Source organism: Rhodanobacter sp. sgz306013 (genome assembly GCF_057031145.1).
The window spans coordinates 516,327-535,290 of sequence record NZ_JBXCIJ010000001.1; the positions used below are offsets into that span (position 1 = coordinate 516,327).

Sequence of the window (18,964 nt, forward strand, 5' to 3'; positions counted from 1 at the left end):
CATGACCGACCTGGCCCGCCGCCGCCTGCTGCAGGCCGCCGCACTCCTGCCGCTGGCCACCGCCTGCGGCGCACGCGCATGGAGCGCGAATGCGTCTGCAGCGCAGGCCAGCTTCACACTGGACATGGGCCGCCCCGGGAGGCGCGCCGATCTCGGCCTCGCCAGCCTCAGCTACGAAACGCTGGAGCTGTCCGATCCCACGTTCTTCGCCTCGGACAACCACGGCCTGGTGCACCTGTTTCGCGAGATGAATCCGCACGGCGTGCTGCGCATCGGCGGCAACACCAGCGACGACACCGTGTGGGGTGGCTACCGCGGCCAGCCGCCGGCCCTCGTCCCGCGGAAGCGCGGGCCCGCGCAACCCTACGTGCTGCAGCCCGAGGGCCTGCAGGCGCTGGCCGGCTTCCTGCGCGCCACCGGCTGGAAACTGGTGTTCGGCGTGAACCTGCGCATCGGCTCGCCCGCGATGGCGCTGGACCTGGCGCAGGCCGTGCAACGCCTGGTGGGCGAGCAGTTGCTGGCGATCCAGATCGGCAACGAGGCGAACAACTACTTCCACGATTACGCCACGTTCGACGCGGCCTGGGTACCGTATGCCGAGGCGCTGCATGCCGCCGGCATGCCGCTGGCCGGGCCGGATACCGGCGCGAACACCGACTGGGTGATCGAGTACGCACGGCGCCATGCGAAGGAGAACGTGTTCCTCAGCCGGCACTATTACCGCGAGGCGGCGGAGAACGGCTCGATCGCGGACATGCTCGCCGGCGACCCCGGCTTTCTCGGCGAGGTCGAGGAGATCATGCGGGTGGCGGACCAGCACGGGCTGCCGTTTCGCATCACCGAGGGCAATTCCTATTACAACGGCGGCCGCGACGGCACCAGCAACGTGTTCGCCTCCGCGCTGTGGGGCGCGGACTTCATGCTGGCGCTGGCACAGCGGGGCGTGGGCGGCATGCACTTCCACGGCGGCACGCTGCACTCGGTGGAGAGCTCGCTGGGACGCACGGTGAAAACCTCCACGGGAGGCGACATCGTGGCGCAACGCAACGCGCTGGCCTCCCGCTATTCCGCTATCGCCGGCAGCCGAGTGCTGGGCTTCCAGCCGCGCCCGCTGTTCCATGGCATCGCGCTGGCGCAGCGCTTCGCCGGCGCGCGGATGCTGCCTGGGCGACTCGATGCCAGCGGCGTCAATCTCACCGCCTACGCGGCGAAGCAGGGCCACGCAGTGCTGGTCGCGCTCATCAACAAAGAGGAGGCGCGCGATGCCGCGGTCGTCGTGAGCGGTTTGCCGCACGGCGCGAAAGGCGAGCTGATGCGTTTGCGTGCGTCCGCGTTGGACAGTCGCCGTGACGTCAGCTTCGCGGCGGACGGGTATGCCGCCGCCGATGCCGGTGGCACATATCGCGTCGCGGTGCCGAAAGCCAGTGCAGTCTGGGTACGCTGGGCGTGATGATTCCCCGGGCCGGGGCGAAAGCCCGGGCAGAGAGGGAGGGAAGGGCTCTTGCTCGCAGTAGAACGTGGGCATAGAAGAGGAGTGACGGATGAACACCTTCATGAGAGCAGCCTTGACCCTGGCGCTGGCGTGCCTGCTGTCCACGGGTTCGTTCGCCACCGGCGCGGTCACGGATCAGCAGTTGCCGGTGCCGCAGGGCGGCCCACGCCCCAGCGCCGCCACCGTACAGGCCTGGCAGGCGCGCAAGTTCGGGCTGTTCATCCACTTCGGCCTGTATTCGATGCTGGGTGGTGTGTGGGACGGCAAGCGCATCACGCAGGGCTACAGCGAGCAGATCCAGTCCTTCGCGCCGGTGCCGATCGACCAGTACGAGGCGCTGGCGAAGCACTTCGACCCGGAAAAGTTCGACCCTGATGCCATCGTGGCCCTGGCCAAGGCCGCGGGCATGAAGTTCATCGTGCTCACCGCCAAGCACCACGACGGCTTCGCGATGTTCCACACCGCGCAGAACCGTTACGACGTCGTCGACGCCACCCCGTACAAGCGCGACGTGGTGAAGGCACTGGCCGACGCCTGCGCGACGGCGCACATGCCCTTCGGCGTGTATTACTCCACCATCGACTGGCACTGGATGCACGGCCAGTACCGGCCCGACAACGACAATCCGATCACGCCGGCGCAAGCCGATTTCAACGTGGCACAGATCCGCGAGCTGATGAGCCACTACGGCACTATCAGCGAGGTCTGGTTCGACATGGGCAAGCCCACGCCGGCGCAGAGCGCGCGCTTCGCCCACACCGTGCACCAGCTGCAGCCGCAGGCGATGGTGTCCGGCCGGGTGTGGAACCACCAGGGCGATTTCACCGTGATGGGCGACAACCGCGAACCGGACGAGGGCATGGAGCAGCCCTGGCAGTCGCCGGCATCGATGTTCGCGGATACCTGGGGTTATCGCTCCTGGGAGAAGCGCGGCGACCTGCCTGGCAAGGTGCGCGAGAACATCGCGCGGCTGGTGCGCGTGGTGAGCGCCGGCGGCAACTACATCCTCAACATCGGCCCGGAAGGCGACGGCTCGGTGGTGCCCTACGAGGCCGACGTGCTGCGCGGCATCGGCGCATGGCTGAGGCCGCGTGGCGAGGCGGTCTACGGCACGCGTGCCGCGCCGTTCCAGAAGCTGGATTTCGGCTACGCCACCCTGGGTACGCGGGCCTTATACCTGTTCGTGGCGAAGCCGCCGGCGGACGGCGTGCTGTATCTGCCCGGCGTGGTCGACAGCCGCTTCGGGCAGGGCCGCGTGCTGGGCGACGCGCGGGCGCGGGTCGGCCGCGTCGTGGCCGATGCGTCGGGCGTCCGCGTGAAAGTGGAAGGGCTGGCCGATGCTGGCTACATGCCGGTGGTGGCGATCCCGCTCGATGGCGCCTTGCACGTGCGGCCCGATGCCGTGGCGCCTAGCGCAGACGGCCGCGTGCACCTCGCGGCAGCGCAGGCCGAGCATTTCCTCAACTACAACGGCTACGGCTACGACGATCCCCCTACCGTCTACAAGCTGCGCTGGCAGGTGCAGGCCGGGCCGGGAGATTACCGGCTGAGCCTGCGTTGCCACGGCGCCAGGCTGGGTTCGCAGCTGGACGTATGGGTGGATGGGCATCCGCACACGCTGAGCCTTCCGGCGGCCGGTGGTGCGGCACAACTGCGCGTGAGTCGCGACGCGGGCGCCGAACCCTGGGCGATGCAGGTGGAGCTGACGCCGGTGGCGCCATTCCACAAGGGCGATCACCTGCCGGCCGGCATCGAGTCAGTGCAGCTCACCCCCATTGCGGGGTCTTCCCGATGAACTCCTTGCTGACGCGCCGGCAATTCACCAGGGCCGTCGATGGCCTCGGCGCGCTGCGGCGCGAAATCGCGGATGGCGCACCGGTACCGGGCGGCTTCCCGCGCAGCCTGCCGGGCAACGTCGAACGGAGCCGTGGCTACACCGGGGGTTTCGGCGTCACCGGGGTGGATCCCGCCTCGCAACGGCGCACGCCCACGCCCGGTTCGCAGCTCCGCCGCGACGCGGCCGGGAGGAACGCCTTGTGAAGTCACGAATGCAACGACTGTTGGCCTGCGGCCTGCTGGCATGCATCGGCATGCTCCCGGCATTCGCCGCCGCGCCGCCGAAGGCCGCGTTCGATACCGCGCCGGTACGCGCGGCGTTGCAGCGACTGCTGCCGCGCTGGCAGGCGCAGTTCACCCTGGAGACGCTCGATCCCCGGAAAGGGCCGGACCGCTTCGTGATCCGCGGCACACCCGGGCACATCGTCATTGCGGGCACCACGCCGGCGGTGCTGCTGGTCGGGGTGGAAACCTACCTGCACGAAGTGGCGCACGTCGACATCGGCTGGCCGGGCGACAGCCTCTCGCGCCTGCCTGCCACGCTGCCGGCGCCCGCCGCGCCGATCGCCAGCCGCGCCGTAGTGACCGACCGCTACGCGCTGAACGACACCGACGACGGCTACTCGAACGCCTACCTCGACTGGCCGGCATGGGAGCACAAGATCGACCTGCTGGCCCTGCACGGCATCAACGAGGTATTCGTGCCGGTCGGCACGGAAGAGGTGTATCGCCGCACCTTCCGGGATTTCGGCTACAGCGACGCGGAGATCCGCGCATGGATTCCCGCCACAGCGCACCAGCCGTGGTGGCTGCTGCAGAACATGTCCGGTTTCGACGCGCCGGCGCCGCCGCGGCAGTACGCGCGACGCGTGGCGCTGGCGCAGAAGATCGTGGCGCGCCTGCGTGCGCTGGGCATGGCACCGGTGTTTCCGGGCTATTTCGGCACGGTGCCATCGGGTTTCGCGGCGAGGCACCCCGGTGCGAACGTGGTGCCGCAGGGCGAGTGGGCGGGCTTCAAGCGACCGGACTGGCTCGACCCGCGCGATCCGCTCTACGCCAAGGTCGCGGCGGATTTCTATCGCCAGCAGCGAACGCTGTTCGGCGACGGCACGATGTACAAGATGGACCTGCTGCACGAAGGCGGCCGCGCCGGCGACGTGCCGGTAGGAGCAGCGGCGCGCGGCGTGATGGCTGCATTGCAGACCGCGCACCCGGGCGCGCGCTGGGTGCTGCTGGGATGGCAGCACAACCCGCTGCCGGCGGTGCTCGATGCGGTGGACAAGCGGCGCCTGGTGATCGTCGACGGCCTGTCGGACCGCTACGACGGGCTGGACCGCGAGCAGGACTGGCACGGCGCGCCGTATGCCTTCGGCAGCATCCCAAACTTTGGCGGCCACAGCACGCTGGGCGCGAACGCCGGCGTGTGGCTCAAGCGTTTCGCCGCGTGGCGCGACAAGCCCGGCAGCAAGCTGCGCGGCATTGCCTGGATGCCCGAAGCCAGCGGCCTCGACCCGGCAGCGTTCGCGCTGTTTACCGCGCTGGCATGGGAGCCGGTGCCGCACGACGAGGCTGCGTGGTTCAAGGCCTATGCCGACGGCCGCTACGGCGGCGCGGACGCGCATGCCGAGGCGGCGTGGCGCATCCTCGGCGAAACCGCCTATGCCATGCCCTCGAACGGCGATTCGGAGCCGCAGGACAGCCTGTTCGACGCGCGCCCTTCGCAGGACGTGGCCACGGCGGCGAGCTGGTCACCCAAGGCGATGCGCTACGACGCGGGGCATTTCTCACAGGCCATCTGCGAATTGCTGCAGGTGGCACCGGCACTGCGCGGCAGCAGCGCCTACCGCTACGACGTAGTGGACGTGGCTCGGCAAACGCTGGCCAACCATGCCCGCGTGCTGATGCCGCAGATCAAGGCGGCCTACGATGCGAAAGACGCTGCGCGCCTGCGCGCACTGGCTGCCACGTGGCTGGACGACATGACGCTGCTCGACCGCCTGCTCGCCAGCGATCCCCATTTCCTGCTCGGCAACTGGCTCGCACCGGCACGGACCGCGGCGGCCGACGACGCCGAGGCGGCGCGGTTCGAATACGACCAGCGCACGCTCGTCACCGTCTGGGGCGGACGCCAGGGCGCCGACGAAGGCGGCCTGCACGACTATGCGAACCGCGAGCTCTCCGGCCTGGTGGGCGGCCTGTACGCGCCGCGCTGGCGGCGCTTCTTCGCGTCGCTGGAACAGTCGCTGGCGACGGGCAAGCCACCCGGACGGATCGACTGGTACGCGATGGAACACGCGTGGGCGGCCTCGCGCGCGCTGGAGCAGACCCTGCCGCAGGGCGATCCTTGGCAACGGGCAACCGAAGTGGCGCGGCGGCTCGCGATCTGCAAGCCGTGAGCCGGCTATCGAAGCGGGACGGGCAATGAGCGCGCCTTCGCTATCCACCCGTCTGGCGTGGACGCTTGCGGCGCTGTCGCTGCTGCCGTGCGCATCCCTTGCGCAAACCCTGCATGTCGCACCCGGGGGGTCGACCGGAGGCGCATGCGGCACGTCGTCGCCTTGCACGCTGCAGGCCGCAAAGGCGGAGGTTCGCGCGTTGCGCAGCCGTGGGCATGACGACATCACCGTGCAGTTGCAGGATGGTACCTACCGATTGCTAGGGCCGCTGCAGTTCGATGCGTCGGACAGCGGCGCCGGCGGCCATCCCGTGCGCTGGCAGGCGGCACCGGGCGCACGTCCGGTGCTGTCCGGAAGCCGACGCGTGCAGGGAGCGCGCGACGGTGCGCTGTGGCGTTTCGCGTTGCCGCCGGGCGATGTGCCGTCCAGCATCTACGTCGGTGGCCAGCGGCGCTGGCCGGCGCGCACCGGCGCCTGCCCGCATTGCGTGGTCGATGCGAAAGGGCTGTCGAAGGTGCCGTCCACGATCCTGCAGCAGCTGCAGACCGGCTCGCTGGCGGTGCTGCACGCACGCTGGCGCGATTTCCGCTGCCGCGTCGTCAGACTCGGCCCCGGCCGCGTCGATCTCGCCCAGCCGTGCTGGCGCAACGCCACGCTGGATTCGCCCGGCAACGGCTGGGCGGTGGCCAGTCCGGTGGGCAAGTACTACGGCGGCGTGGACTGGTTCGAGAACCTCGCCGGCGATCCGGCCATGCCCGGCAGCTACACGGTCGATGCGGCACATCAGGCGCTGCGCTACCGGCCATTGCCGGACGAGGCGTCGCGCACGCCTTCCATCGAACTGCCGCTGCTGGAGCAACTGCTGGTGCTGCAGGGCTCGCGCCGCGCGCCCGTGCACGACCTGCTGTTCAGCGGCATCGGCTTTGCCGGCACCGAATGGCGCAAGCCGGCCTCGGATGACGGCTACGTAAGCCTGCAGGCAGGCTATCTGGTGGATGGACCGCGCCAGGGCGGATTGCCGGACAACGGCGAAGGCATGACGCGGATGGTCAGCGCCGTGGACGTGCAGGCGGCCCGCGACATCGTGTTCGACCGCGACCGCTTCGAGCACCTCGCCGCGGCCGGCATCGCGCTGGCGGGCGGCACGCATGGCGCGGCAGTGACCAATTCGCGTTTCACCGACCTCGGCGGTGGTGCCGTGTTTGCGGGCGATACGGAAGGACATCCCGCCGATCCGGCCGGCAAGACCTCCGACATCGTGGTCGCCGACAACCGCATCGACCACGTGGCGCTGGCCTGGCGCGACAACGTGGCGATCATGGCCGGCTTCGTGAATGGCATCGACATTGTGCACAACACCATCAGCGACCTGCCGTACAGCGGCATCTCGGTGGGCTGGGGCTGGAACTACGAAGGCACGGCGGCGGTGGAGTCGTCCATCCACATCGTCGGCAACCGCATCGAGCGGGTGATGCTGCAGCTGGCCGACGGTGGCGCGATCTACACGCAGGGGCAATCCACCCCGGGCACCTCCTGCGTGGTGCGCAACGTCACCGACATGCGCCACAGCGGCGTGGGCAACGGCATCTACCTCGACGAACACAGCTCGTATTTCGACGTGGAGCGCAACGTGGTGCTGGGGTCGTGGGTGAGCGCGTGGGCGTCGTGGAGCGGAAACCTGCGCATCGTGGACAACTGGACCGACAGCGCGGGGGGGGCCGCACAACGCCGGCCCGACCAAGGTCTGGTCGCCCAACTTCAACCATTTGAAGACGCTGCCCGCCGCCGCGCTGGCCGTGCAGCGCGCGGCAGGCGTGCGGAACGGAAGGGCTGCGCCGGCCTTGCCGATACGGGTGGCGGCGGCGTGCCCGGCGCCTTGATGCCAGTGCGCTGCCGCCGGTTCGCCGACCCTCGGTGGCCAAATGCGGGTCGTCGCGTCTTTTCTTCCGGCCACTCCGAAGCGATGCGCACCTGGTCACCACGGCCTCGCACCGCCGGGCGATGGCTTTATGCCTTGATCTGTCCAGTCTGACGGTAGAAGAATGGGCGGCAGTCCGGCCATTCCCCGCCATCGGTGTCCTCGGCGCAGGGTGAGCCGCCGGGCGCACAGGGCGGCGACGGACATGGATCCACGCAAACCGCATCAGCCGGAGAAGGCGCCTGGACACTGGTCGCAGCGGGTGACGCGGGAAAGTCACGCGCTGGAGCTGGACGAGGGCGTGTTCACCTGGGGCGATCCGCGCCGCATCGCGGCCTCGCTGAAGGCCTCCGCCGAGGCCAGCCGGCGGCGCAGGACGACGCCGTTCCGCTCGGCGATGTCCATGCTCAGTTTCTATCTCAATCGTGCCGGCGACGCGCTGCCGGAAGAGCGGCGCGCTTGCCTGGAAGCCGCCAAGGACGAACTGCGCGCGCTGTACGGGCGGCCCCGCCGCGGCATCTAGCGTCGCCGCATGCGGTCTCCGGCTCTTTTCCCGCCCGGGTTTGCGTGCAGGCCCGGACGGTGATGCGGCAAGAGGCCTCAAGGCAACCCGATATGCCGCGTCCCCAGCGTTTTCGGCCCGCTTGCCGCGACTCCCGCGACGGCGGCGAACGGCAGCTTCGCCATGGGTTTGCCGACACGCTGGACTACGTAGTCCTTGCCGGCATGGGCCCGGAAATGCAGCACGGCGTCGCCGCTTGCCTCGACCACACGCCGGCCGTGGCCGGATACGACCACCTCCGCGGCGGCGCCGGGCCAGGGATTGCGCACTGCCATGGCACCGTCGGCGCCGGCCTCGATCACTACCGTGGTCGGCACGCCGTCGCGCACCTGCAGATCGACCTTGCCGCGGCGGCTGACATAGACCGTGGCGTCGGCGTTCCAGTCCCCGGGCCAGGCGGGCGCGATGCGGATCAGGCCGTCATGGTCCTGCACCAGTGCATCCTGCAGCGCGGCCGCGACCACGCCGATCTGCTCCACGTAGAACTCCGGACCCACGAAATGAGCGAAGCCGGACGGGTATTGCTGGTATTTCTCGGTGAGCTTGACGAGCGCCGTCTTCATGTCGTCGGCAAGCCCCAGTCGGGCGGCATCGATGGGATCGAGACTCCAGTCGTTCTCGACGGTGTTCGGCCGCTGCAGGTAAGTGCGCACTGCGGTCGCATGCAAGGCGCCGCTGTCGCCGACCAGGTCATAGGGCCAGACGGGTTCGAGGCCGATGTTTTCGCTGTTGTTGATCTGCGCGCCCGGGTCGGACGACAAGCCGATCACCATGCGGTCGCCTGATTTTTCCAGCGGGAACGGCGGAAGTTTCGGCAGCGCCCGCTGCAGCCGGGCGACCAGTGCCGCATCGGTGTGCAGTTCGCGCGCGGCGGCGATGACTGCAGGAAACAGCGTCCTCATCGCCGCGATGTCGGTGGTGGGATCGTGCACGTCCCACTGGGTTTCGTGCGCGTTGGAAGGGAAGGTGTGCAGCAGGCCGTCCGCGCCAGGTTTGGCGTACGCGAGCAGGAAGCCCGCCGAGGCCGCCATTACCGGGTAGTTCGCGGCGAGGAAAGAGCGGTCCTGCGTGGCGAGGTATTGCCGCCAGATCCACAGCGACACTTCGGCGCCGGTCGTCAGCGTGCGCGCGTTGTAATACGGCCCGGACTCCGCGCTGCAGTTGAGGCCGGGCTGCTTCAGCCAGCCTTCGTCCTCGTAGCCCTGGCCGTTGAAGCGCATGGTTTCCGGCACGCAGGCGCCGGGGCGGCCGTCCATCTGCGCGCGCGTCCATGCCTCGATGTTGGCGAGGTTGCTGCGATAGAGGTTGAAGTACGGTGCGTTCAGTTCGTACAGGCCGGCGCCCAGGTTGGCGGCGACCTGCATGCGCAGGTTCCAGTGCCAGTAAGCGGAAGGCGCCCACTGGTGCCGGTCGCGCGCGGAGGAGAACAGGTCCGCGATGCCGGCCTGTGAACCGGGCAGCGGGCCGCGGCTTTCCGCCGCGGTGGCGTACAGGTCGATGGCCCGCAGGTTTTCCATGTAGTCGGCGCTGCCGTCGGCGGAGCTCAGCTTCATCAGGCCTGCGCGGTGCCAGAACGCGTTCCACCACGCGCGATGCGCGGCACCGGAAATCGTGCCGGCGACAGCGAACCGTTGCTTCGCGCGCTGCATGGCGTCGCCGCCTTTCCATTCCGGGGCGGCGACCAGCACGCGGAACGAGCCGTCTGCCCTCGGCCGGAACGACAGCTTCACCGCCAGCGGCCCTTGCGTCTCGGCACGCACGTCCCTCGCCTGCGCGGTGACCGCGGCCAACGAGCCGAAGGTCTGGCCGGAGGCGCCGGCTTCGCCTTTGTCCTGCCAGGTTTCGGCGAGCACGGCCGTGCCGCCGCTCGCGGCGGCGGCTGGCCGGCGTGGCTGCCACAGCTTGAGCAGCACCGACTGTTGCTTGTCCGGGTCGGCGCCCTGCACTTCGATCACGGCGGCGTCCGTATCGGGCTGCACGTAGACCGTCGCGTGCATGCCGCCGCCGCGTTCGCTGAATTCGCCGCGGTAGAGATCGAGGCGGCCCGCGTAGTCGGGCGCTTCGACCAGCCGCCTGAGTCCGGGCAGCACCAGCTGGCCCGGCGACAGGCGGCCGGGCCAGGTGTCCGCGCGGTTGAGCTGCACGGTCAGGCCGTCCGTCGACCACACCGCGAGACCGAGACGACCGTTGCCCAGCGGCATGGCTTCGTCGGGTTGCCGGTTCGGGCGTTTCAGCACGATATCGGAGCGGCCCACCACGCCAGCGACGTCGGCATTGAAGTGCTGGTCGTGCCACGCGGTGGTGGCGTCGGCAGCATGCAGCGCCGGTACGCCGAGGCAGGCGGCGAGCATGAGCGTGGTGGGCAGCATCGTCCGGAAGCGGGTGGCGATCGCGCCCTGGCGGACGATGGCGGTGCTGCTCATGGTTTGCTCGCTGGAATAGGGGCGCAGGCGTGCAGCATGGTCGGTACTCCGGCAGCCGCTCGGCAGGCGCAGGCCTTGTATGCAGTGCGTGCTCGACGATGCCGCCGGGTCGCGGGGCGACAATGCCGGCTTTCGCAACCGGGGCACTATTTGTACGATTATTCGACGCGCTGGTCACCCCCAGCAGGCGCGCTGGCCGGCAGCGCGGCACTGACGCAGCCCACCGAGGAGCCCGCATGCAACGACGAACCTTCCTGCGCCTGAGCGTGCTGACCCCGCTGGCCCTGGGCGCGGGCTGGCGCGCGGGCGGCGTCCTCGCCGCCGCGGCCGCGAACACCGCCAGGCCGGACGGCCGCCCGCACCGCTTCGAATTGTCCAGGCAGCAGTTCCTGCTGGACGGCGAACCGTTCCGGATCATGAGCGGCGAGATGCACCCGATCCGCATCCCCGCCGGGTACTGGCGCCAGCGCATCCGCATGGCCAAGGCGATGGGGCTCAACACCATCGCGGTCTACCTGATGTGGAATGCGCTGGAATCGGAGCCGGGCGTGTTCGACCTCACGGGCGGCAACCGCGACTTCGTCCGCTTTATCAGGCTGTGCCAGGAAGAGGGCATGTGGGTGTACCTGCGCCCCGGCCCCTACGTCTGCGCCGAGTGGGACTTCGGCGGCCTGCCGCCGTACCTGCTGCGCCACCCGCACATCCGCGTCCGCGACAAGGACGATGCGGACTACATGGCCGCGGTGCGTCGCTACATCGCCACCATGGCGCCGGTGCTGCGGCCGCTGCTGGCGGCGAACGGCGGCCCGATCCTGATGATGCAGGTGGAGAACGAGTACGCCTCGTTCGGCAAGGATCTCGGCTATCTCGAAGCGATCCGCGCGCTGTGGCAGGAACACGGCCTGCATGGGCCGTTCTCGATCTCCGACGGGCTGGGCCAGGTGCGCGAGGCGAAGACCTACCTGGCGGGCACCGCGCTGGGCCTGGACGGCGACACCGACTTCGCGGGCGCCCAGGCCATCGCGGGCGAAATGCCGGTGTGGATGGGCGAGGGCTATCCTGGCTGGATCACCCACTGGGGCGACAAGGACTTCGCGCGCGGCGATTTCGCCGGCACGCTGGGCAAGCTGCTGGCCGAAGGCCGCTCGTTCAACCTGTACGTGGTGCACGGCGGCACCAACTTCGGCTTCGGCGCGGGCGCCAACGCCAGCAACGACTATTCGCATTTCCAGCCGGTGATCACCAGCTACGACTACGGTGCGCCCATCGACGAGCATGGCGCGCCCACGACGGACTACCACCGCTTCCGCAAGCTGCTCGCGGCACACGCGGAGCAGCCCTTGTCCCCGGTGCCGCCCACGCCGCCGATGGCGGGCTTCGCCTCCTTCACGCCGCAGCCGCATGCTTCGCTGTGGGACAACCTGCCGGCCGCGAAGCCCGTGCCGCAGCCACAATCCAACGAGCTGCTGTTCGGCCAGGACCACGGCATGGTGCTGTATCGCCGCCGGGTGCAGGGCGGCGGCGAACTGACGGTCGACGGCGTGCGCGACTACGCCACGGTGTTCCACGGCGGCCGCTACATCGACTACCTGTCGCGCGTGCAGCATCCGAAACTGCGCGCGGGCGACCGCGTGCAGTTGCCGGCGGGCCACGACGAGGCGCCGCTGGAAATCCTCGTCGACAGCTTCGGCCACGTTGGTTTCGGCCAGGCCATGGCGGACCGCAAGGGCCTCGTCGGCACGGTGCAGCTGGACGGCCGGCCGCTGGAGGGATGGGAGGCGGTGAGCCTGCCGCTGGACGGCAAGTGGCTGGCGTCGTTGAAGCCGCTGCACGGCAAGCCTGCGCGGCCAGGCGTGTTCTTCAGGGGCAGGCTGTCGCTGTCACGGGTGGGCGACTGCTACCTCGACATGGCGGACTGGGCCAAGGGCTACCTGTGGGTCAACGGCCACCTGCTCGGGCGCTACTGGAACCTGGGGCCGCAGCAGCGGCTGTATTGCCCCGCACCGTGGCTGCACGTGGGCGACAACGAGGTGCTGGTGTTCGACATGCACCGCACCGGGCCCGCGGCGATCCGCAGTGCGGCATCGTTGAGTGGCTGACGAGCTGCGCGGGGCGTCTTTATGTAGAAGCGCACCCTGTGCGCGAATGCCCTGATGCCTGATCAGGGCAAGCGCTTTCGCGGACAGGGTGCGCTGCTACGGAAAGCGTGTCGTCATGCCTTGCCGTGGAACAGCTCCCGGCCGATCAGCATGCGGCGGATCTCGTTGGTGCCGGCGCCGATCTCGTACAGCTTGGCGTCGCGCAGCAGGCGGCCGGCGGGAAACTCGTTGATGTAGCCGTTGCCGCCCAGCGACTGGATCGCCTCCAGCGCCACCTGTACCGCATTGGTCGAGGCGTTGAGCAGGCAGGCGGCGGGATCGACGCGCGACTTCACGCCGGCGTCGAAATGCTGCGCCACCATGTAGGCGAAGCCGCGCGAGGACTGCAGCGCGGTGTACATGTCGGCTACCTTCGCCTGCATCATGCCGAAGGTGCCGATCGGCGCGTTGAACTGCTTGCGCTCGCGCACGTAGGGCAGGGTGAGGTCCATCGCCGCCTGCATCAGGCCGATCGGGCCGCCCGAGAGCACCAGCCGCTCGGTGTCGAGGCCGCTCATCAGCACGCGCACGCCCTCGTTCACCTCGCCAACGATGTTTTCGGCGGGGATCTCGCAGTCCTCGAACACCAGCTCGCAGGTGTTGGAGCCGCGCATGCCGAGCTTGTCCAGCTTCTGCGCGGTGGAGAAGCCCTTCATGCCCTTCTCGACGATGAAGGCGGTCATGCAGCGGCTGCCGGCGGCGCGTGGCGCGGTGCGCATGTAGACCAGCAGCACGTCGGCGTCGGGGCCGTTGGTGATCCACATCTTCGAGCCGTTGGCGACCCACACGCCGCCCTTCAGCTCGGCCTTGCAGCTCATCGAGCCGACCACGTCGGAACCGGCGCCCGGCTCGCTCATCGCCAGCGCGCCGACGTACTCGCCCGAGCACAGCTTGGGAATGTACTTCTTGCGCTGCGCCTCGTTGCCGTTGTGGAAGATGTTGTTGACGCACAGGTTGGAGTGCGCGCCGTAGGACAGGCCCACCGAGCCCGATGCGCGCGAGATCTCCTCCATCGCCACCATGTGCGCGAGATAGCCCATGCCGGTGCCGCCGTACTCGGTGGGGATGGTCATGCCGAGCAGGCCCAGCTCGCCGAACTTGCGCCAAAGGTCGGCTGGGAACAGGTTGTCATGGTCGATCTGGGTGGCGCGCGGTGCGATCTCCTTCTCGGCGAAGGCGTGCACGGTGTCGCGCAGCAGGTCGATTTCCTCGCCTAGCGGGAAGGGGCGCATCACGGACTCCTGATCGTGGGGATTCAGCCGGCGGATGGTAGCGCAGCGGAGCGGATCCGCCCTGACGCGGCGCACCAGCGGCGGGCCTTGCCGCCACCTGGCCTGCAGGCTTCCACCCGCTCTCGGAGGAAAGGACCGCCTTGCGCGGCCGGAGCATTTTCCGCTGCCGCTCCGGTGCCTGCACGTCCGGCAGGCCGGCGACGCCGTCAGCCGCAGGCGGCGCGGCGGCTCTCGCGGTGCGGCGGATAGTAGGCGAACACGTGGGTGTCGCTGCCGTAGAAGTCCATGTCGTCGATGTGCTCGCCGCCGAGGCGTTCGGCCACGCGGTCGGAGGCCTCGTTGCCCACGCGCACGAGGCTGATCACCCGCGGCGCATGCAGCTGGCGCCAGGCGAAGTCCAGCACCGCCATGCCCGCCTCGGTGGCGTAGCCGTGATGGCGGTGCTCGGGCTTGAGCATCCAGCCCAGCTCCAGGTCGGGCCAGCCCTCGGGGCAGAACAGCCCGGCACGGCCCACGAACTCGCCGCTGCCCTTCAGCTCCAGCGCCCACATGCCGTAACCGCGCAACTGCCAGTGGCCGAGCAGCATCGCCAGCGAGCGCCAGGCGTTGGTGCGGTCCAGCGGCTGGCCGTCACCGATCCAGCGGGTGCTGGCGGGATCGGCCAGCATCGCGGCGTAGTCGTCGAAATGGCGCTCGGTGAGCGCGGTCAGGCGCAGGCGCGCCGTCTCGATTACAGGGATGTCGATCATGCCAAATTAGCAAGCAAGTCATGTGCCACCGAGCAAGGCCGCCAGTGCGCGGGTGCTCGAAGCAAGGCTTTCGGTCCAGGACAATCCGGTGATTGTCTCACCAGTGGCCGCATCCGCAAAATCCTCGGTTTCGCCGGGTGGGAGCAGGTGGCGGTAGTCCACCGTGATCTCGGTGCCGGCGGGCAGGTCGGCCAGCGCGAACACGAAGCCCAGGTGCCACAGGCCGTTCGGCGCGAAGCTGTGGTTGATGTAGCACTCGTCGGGCCAGTCCGGCGACACCGTGTAGCGGTCCTCGAACCAGCGCGCGCTGGCGTATTTGAGTTTGGCCAGTTCCGGCGCGGCGAATTCGTCGTGGCGGAAGGTGCGGTCGATCGCATCGGGCGCGCTGACGATGCGCCCCGCGGCCACGGCTTCGTCGAGGAACAGGCCCTTGCCGGCGCCGGGTATGCGCGAGGCGGCGATGTGGTAGCGCGGCAGGATCATGGCGAGGATCGGCGAAAGGGCGCGACAGTGTAGTGCCTGCCGCGCGGCCTGCGGCCAGGGCGCGGGGGCGGCTTGCTAGAATGGCCCATTTCCCCGCTTTGGAGTTTCCCCCATGGATACTGCCCGCCTTTCCCGTTTTGTCAGCGGCCTATGGGACGAAGAGATCGTGCCGAAGCTGGTGGAGTACATCCGCATCCCCAACAAGTCGCCGATGTTCGACAAGGACTGGAAGGCGCACGGTCACATGGACGCGGCGGTGAAGCTGATGAGCAACTGGGCGCAGTCCAAGCTCGCCGCGCTGCCGGGCGCCACGCTGGAGGTGGTCCAGCTCGAAGGCCGCACGCCGCTCATCTATATCGAGGTACCGGCCAGCGGCGCCGGCGACGACACCGTGATGCTGTACGGCCACCTGGACAAGCAGCCGGAGATGACCGGCTGGGCCGATGGCCTGGGGCCGTGGACGCCGGTGCTGAAGGGCGACAAGCTCTACGGCCGCGGCGGCGCCGACGACGGCTACGCCATCTTCGGTTCGCTGGCCGCGTTGCTGGCGCTGCGCGAGCAGGGCGTGCCGCATGCGCGCTGCGTGGTGCTGATCGAGGCCTGCGAGGAGTCGGGCAGCTACGACCTGCCGCATTACGTCGACCACCTCGCCTCGCGCATCGGCAATCCCTCGCTGGTGGTGTGCCTGGATTCGGGCTGCGGCAATTACGACCAGCTCTGGCTCACCACCTCGCTGCGCGGCATGACCGGCGGCAACCTCACCGTGCAGGTGCTGGAGGAGGGCGTGCATTCGGGCGATGCTTCCGGCGTGGTGCCGTCCAGCTTCCGCATCCTGCGCGATGTCCTGTCGCGGTTGGAGGACCCCGAAACCGGCAGGATCAAGCCGAAGGAGCTCTACGTCGACATTCCCGCCCAGCGCGTGGAACAGGCGAGGCACGCGGCCACCGTGCTGGGCAACGACATCTACACCAAGTTCCCCTGGGCCGGGGGCATGCAGCCGGTGACCAAGGACCTCCCCGAGCTGGTGCTCAACCGCACCTGGCGCCCCCAGCTGGCGGTGACCGGTGTCGGCGGCATCCCGCCGCTGGACAGCGCCGGCAACGTGCTGCGCCCGTTCACCGCGGTGAAGCTGAGCCTGCGCGTGCCGCCCACGCTGGACGCGAAACAGGCCGGCCAGTTCCTCAAGCAGCTACTGGAAAAGGATCCGCCCTACGGCGCCACCGTCACGTTCGACCTGGAGAAAGACGGCAGCGGCTGGAACGCGCCCGCGTTGTCGCCCTGGCTGGAGCAGGCGGTGACCGAGGCCTCGCAGCACCAGTTCGGCGCACCGGCTACTTATATGGGCGAGGGCGGCTCGATCCCGTTCATGGGCATGCTGGGCGAGAAATTCCCCCAGGCGCAGTTCCTCATCACCGGCGTGCTCGGCCCGCACTCCAACGCCCACGGCCCCAACGAGTTCCTGCACATCCCCACCGGCAAGAAGGTGACGGGCGTGGTGGCCGAGGTGGTGGCGCAGCATTACGCGCGGGGCGCCAGGGGCTGACGCGATTTTCTCCCTCACCCCGCTGGGACGCGGAGCAGGGCCATGGATGGCCCTGCTTTGAGGAGCGAGGAAGAGGGGCGGGGTGAGGGGCCGATCTTGGGAAGGTCCTGGCAGAGCCTAGGCACTTCGATGCTGGTCCGCCGCAAGCACCCACCCCTCACCTCAATCCTCTCCCCAAGGGGAGAGGAGGCGAACGCAAAGAGCCGTACTCATGAATCATTCCCATCTCGCCGCCAACTGGGCCGATGTCCGCCACCGGGTGGACGAGGCCTGCCGTGCCGCCGGGCGCGATCCGGCCGAGGTTTCCGTCCTGCCGGTCAGCAAGACCTTCGGCCCCGATGTGGTGCGCGCGGCGGTGGCGCTGGGCCTGCATCGCTTCGGCGAGAACAAGGTTCAGGAGATCCGCGACAAGGCCGGCGCGCTGGCCGATTGCGGCATCGCCTGGGTGGTGATCGGCCACCTGCAGACCAACAAGGCGAAGGACGTGGCGCGGCTGGCCAGCGAGGTGCAGTCGCTGGACCGCCTGGAGCTGGCCGAGGCGCTGCACCATCGCCTGCAACTGGAGGGACGCAGTCTCGACGTGCTGGTGCAGGTGAAGACGTCCAGCGAGGAGAGCAAGTACGGCCTCCCGCCGGCCGAGCTGCCGCCCTTCCTCGACCGCCTGCGCCGGTACGACACCTTGCGCGTGCGCGGCCTGATGACCCTGGCGGTCCACGCCGCCGACCCGGCCGAGGTGCGCGCGTGTTTCCGTCAGCTGCGCGAGTTGCGCGACGCCTCCATCGCCCGCGGCCACGACATCCCCCGCTTGTCGATGGGCATGAGCGGCGATTTCCCGCTGGCGATCGCCGAGGGCGCCACCGAGGTGCGTATCGGCACCGCGATCTTCGGGCGGCGCCCCGCCGCGGGCGGGGTTGCCGGCTCCGGGCCGGGCATGGCGCAGGCCGATTCCAGCCGCTGACACAAGTTTCGGAAAAGCCTGATGTTTTCCAGAGTGTGATCGGCGTATCGGCGTTTGCGAACGGCAGGGTTCAGTTAACCCCGATCCAACAAACCGGCGGGACTGTCTTGCTAAGGTCAAACCTTCGTCACGTCGCCTGCACGCCAGGCGACACTTCCGTGAACCGTCGTCAGGGGTCACCGCCTCATGCCAATCCAGCGATTGACCGGTGTTGCCGCACTCGTTTCGATGTTGCTGCTGGCCGCACCCTCGCATGCCGCGACCCAACAGACCCCGAAGAAGCACGTCCAGCACCGCCACGCCCCGGTACACCACGCCCAGGCACATCACGTTCCTTCGCGTCACACCCCCTCGCATCACGCCCGGTCCAGCCATCCGCAATCCCGTGCCGTCGCCCGCGCTGCCGACGACAGCCATTACTCCCTGGTCACGGGCGGCATCCTCTCCTCCCCGTTGTCGCTGAACCCGCGGCCTGCGCTCAGCCCGATGCCGACGCTGGCTTCGTCCGGCGTGACGGGTTTCGCCAGCAGCACGCCCCCGGTCTTCGGCATCCAGCACAGCCTGCTTGCCCCGGTCGCCATCGCCTCCGCCGGGGCCGCCAGTCCGGCAGCCGCGCAGGCCGACGCCGACGTCGACACGATCACCGACCTGCGCAAGGCACTGATCGCGCTGGCGATGAACCTGCGCGATGTGCGCTACGTGCGCGGCGGCCACAGCCCGTCCACCGGTTTCGATTGCAGCGGCTTCGTGCGCTATGTGTTCGCACATGCGATCGGCGTGCAGCTGCCCACCAACTCCGCCTCGCAGTTCCTCGCCGGCCTGAAGGTGAAGCGCGCCGACATGAAGCCGGGCGACCTGGTGTTCTTCCACACCAGCGGCCGCTACCGTCGCATCACCCACGTAGGCATCTACATCTCCAACGGCCAGTTCATCCACGCACCGACCTACGGCAAGCGGGTGCAGATCTCCAGCCTCGACGAGGCCTACTGGGCGAAACGCTTCGTCGGTGCCAAGCGCCCCGAGGGCATGCTGGCGCTGGCGCACAACGGCTGATCCGGAGATCAGTGCGCATGCCGAAGGCCGCCCCTGGGGCGGCCTTCTTCTTGCGGCCACCCCCGATCGCGAGAGGCATACGGGCCGCCATGCCTGCCTGCACTCCTCGAATGTGTCTTTACGTACATGGCCGCAGGGCGCTGCAGCCGCTACGCTAGTGCATTGCCCTTGCCACGCGGGC

General features: G+C 69.1%; 14 protein-coding genes and 1 pseudogene. 11 read left to right on the forward strand and 4 right to left on the reverse strand.

The window, feature by feature from the left end; translation table 11 throughout:
• Window position 1: 1 nt before the first annotated feature.
• From AC2EWF_RS02415 to AC2EWF_RS02440, 6 genes are all read left to right on the forward strand, one after another.
• A complete protein-coding gene (locus tag AC2EWF_RS02415) occupies window positions 2-1,450 on the forward strand; it encodes a hypothetical protein (protein WP_483637759.1) in 1,449 nt (482 codons plus the stop codon).
• Window positions 1,451-1,553: 103 nt separating this feature from the next.
• On the forward strand, window positions 1,554-3,287 hold the full coding sequence (locus AC2EWF_RS02420; protein WP_483637760.1) for an alpha-L-fucosidase: 1,734 nt from the start codon (window positions 1,554-1,556) through the stop codon (window positions 3,285-3,287).
• Window positions 3,284-3,532 carry a hypothetical protein gene (locus AC2EWF_RS02425; RefSeq protein WP_483637761.1) on the forward strand — a complete coding sequence of 83 codons (249 nt, stop codon included), beginning with the start codon at window positions 3,284-3,286 and terminating at the stop codon, window positions 3,530-3,532. The genes AC2EWF_RS02420 and AC2EWF_RS02425 overlap by 4 nt, the downstream gene beginning before the upstream one ends.
• A gap of 8 nt (window positions 3,533-3,540) precedes the next feature.
• On the forward strand, window positions 3,541-5,724 hold the full coding sequence (locus AC2EWF_RS02430; protein WP_483637762.1) for an alpha-N-acetylglucosaminidase: 2,184 nt from the start codon (window positions 3,541-3,543) through the stop codon (window positions 5,722-5,724).
• Window positions 5,725-5,923: 199 nt separating this feature from the next.
• Entirely contained in the window at window positions 5,924-7,756 is a 1,833-nt protein-coding gene (locus AC2EWF_RS02435) for a right-handed parallel beta-helix repeat-containing protein (RefSeq protein ID WP_483637763.1), read from the forward strand.
• Window positions 7,757-7,847: 91 nt separating this feature from the next.
• Window positions 7,848-8,165, forward strand: a complete 318-nt coding sequence (locus tag AC2EWF_RS02440; protein ID WP_483637764.1) for a DUF3175 domain-containing protein — start codon at window positions 7,848-7,850, stop codon at window positions 8,163-8,165.
• 77 nt (window positions 8,166-8,242) lie between these two features.
• Here the strand turns inward: AC2EWF_RS02440 and AC2EWF_RS02445 are convergent, their stop codons facing one another.
• On the reverse strand, window positions 8,243-10,627 hold the full coding sequence (locus AC2EWF_RS02445) for a glycosyl hydrolase family 95 catalytic domain-containing protein (protein WP_483637765.1): 2,385 nt from the start codon (window positions 10,625-10,627) through the stop codon (window positions 8,243-8,245).
• Between the two features lie 236 nt (window positions 10,628-10,863).
• On the opposite strand from AC2EWF_RS02445, the gene AC2EWF_RS02450 reads away from it, so the two are divergent.
• Entirely contained in the window at window positions 10,864-12,726 is a 1,863-nt protein-coding gene (locus AC2EWF_RS02450) for a beta-galactosidase (RefSeq protein WP_483637766.1), read from the forward strand.
• Window positions 12,727-12,839: 113 nt separating this feature from the next.
• Here the strand turns inward: AC2EWF_RS02450 and AC2EWF_RS02455 are convergent, their stop codons facing one another.
• Both AC2EWF_RS02455 and AC2EWF_RS02460 read right to left on the reverse strand, forming a co-directional pair.
• Complete coding sequence (locus AC2EWF_RS02455) at window positions 12,840-13,997, reverse strand: isovaleryl-CoA dehydrogenase (protein WP_483637767.1); 1,158 nt, start codon at window positions 13,995-13,997, stop codon at window positions 12,840-12,842.
• A 206-nt stretch (window positions 13,998-14,203) separates the two neighbouring features.
• Window positions 14,204-14,746, reverse strand: a complete 543-nt coding sequence (locus AC2EWF_RS02460) for a GNAT family N-acetyltransferase (protein ID WP_483637768.1) — start codon at window positions 14,744-14,746, stop codon at window positions 14,204-14,206.
• Between the two features lie 52 nt (window positions 14,747-14,798).
• Between AC2EWF_RS02460 and AC2EWF_RS02465 the strand changes: the two genes are divergently transcribed.
• Complete coding sequence (locus tag AC2EWF_RS02465; protein ID WP_483638247.1) at window positions 14,799-14,903, forward strand: hypothetical protein; 105 nt, start codon at window positions 14,799-14,801, stop codon at window positions 14,901-14,903.
• A gap of 8 nt (window positions 14,904-14,911) precedes the next feature.
• Here AC2EWF_RS02465 and AC2EWF_RS02470 read toward each other — a convergent pair.
• A pseudogene (locus tag AC2EWF_RS02470) lies at window positions 14,912-15,229 on the reverse strand (SET domain-containing protein); the annotation flags it as partial.
• A 112-nt stretch (window positions 15,230-15,341) separates the two neighbouring features.
• On the opposite strand from AC2EWF_RS02470, the gene AC2EWF_RS02475 reads away from it, so the two are divergent.
• The 3 genes from AC2EWF_RS02475 (at window position 15,342) to AC2EWF_RS02485 (ending at window position 18,783) form a co-directional block, all read left to right on the forward strand.
• Window positions 15,342-16,772: a M20 family metallopeptidase gene (locus AC2EWF_RS02475; RefSeq protein ID WP_483637769.1), complete on the forward strand. Its 1,431-nt coding sequence runs from the start codon at window positions 15,342-15,344 to the stop codon at window positions 16,770-16,772.
• A 211-nt stretch (window positions 16,773-16,983) separates the two neighbouring features.
• Window positions 16,984-17,730: a YggS family pyridoxal phosphate-dependent enzyme gene (locus tag AC2EWF_RS02480; protein WP_483637770.1), complete on the forward strand. Its 747-nt coding sequence runs from the start codon at window positions 16,984-16,986 to the stop codon at window positions 17,728-17,730.
• A 186-nt stretch (window positions 17,731-17,916) separates the two neighbouring features.
• Complete coding sequence (locus AC2EWF_RS02485; protein ID WP_483637771.1) at window positions 17,917-18,783, forward strand: C40 family peptidase; 867 nt, start codon at window positions 17,917-17,919, stop codon at window positions 18,781-18,783.
• Window positions 18,784-18,964 lie beyond the last annotated feature (181 nt).

What these genes read in the sequence shown, in the direction of transcription:
- AC2EWF_RS02430 (WP_483637762.1), top strand. Translation starts at nt 3,541, where the DNA reads ATGCAACGACTGTTGGCCTGCGGCCTGCTGGCATGCATCGGCATGCTC.
- AC2EWF_RS02475 (WP_483637769.1), top strand. Translation starts at nt 15,342, where the DNA reads ATGGATACTGCCCGCCTTTCCCGTTTTGTCAGCGGCCTATGGGACGAA.
- AC2EWF_RS02415 (WP_483637759.1), top strand. Translation starts at nt 2, where the DNA reads ATGACCGACCTGGCCCGCCGCCGCCTGCTGCAGGCCGCCGCACTCCTG.
- AC2EWF_RS02485 (WP_483637771.1), top strand. Translation starts at nt 17,917, where the DNA reads ATGCCAATCCAGCGATTGACCGGTGTTGCCGCACTCGTTTCGATGTTG.
- AC2EWF_RS02425 (WP_483637761.1), top strand. Translation starts at nt 3,284, where the DNA reads ATGAACTCCTTGCTGACGCGCCGGCAATTCACCAGGGCCGTCGATGGC.
- AC2EWF_RS02480 (WP_483637770.1), top strand. Translation starts at nt 16,984, where the DNA reads ATGAATCATTCCCATCTCGCCGCCAACTGGGCCGATGTCCGCCACCGG.
- AC2EWF_RS02445 (WP_483637765.1), bottom strand. Translation starts at nt 10,627, where the DNA reads ATGAGCAGCACCGCCATCGTCCGCCAGGGCGCGATCGCCACCCGCTTC.
- AC2EWF_RS02420 (WP_483637760.1), top strand. Translation starts at nt 1,554, where the DNA reads ATGAGAGCAGCCTTGACCCTGGCGCTGGCGTGCCTGCTGTCCACGGGT.
- AC2EWF_RS02440 (WP_483637764.1), top strand. Translation starts at nt 7,848, where the DNA reads ATGGATCCACGCAAACCGCATCAGCCGGAGAAGGCGCCTGGACACTGG.
- AC2EWF_RS02450 (WP_483637766.1), top strand. Translation starts at nt 10,864, where the DNA reads ATGCAACGACGAACCTTCCTGCGCCTGAGCGTGCTGACCCCGCTGGCC.
- AC2EWF_RS02460 (WP_483637768.1), bottom strand. Translation starts at nt 14,746, where the DNA reads ATGATCGACATCCCTGTAATCGAGACGGCGCGCCTGCGCCTGACCGCG.
- AC2EWF_RS02455 (WP_483637767.1), bottom strand. Translation starts at nt 13,997, where the DNA reads ATGCGCCCCTTCCCGCTAGGCGAGGAAATCGACCTGCTGCGCGACACC.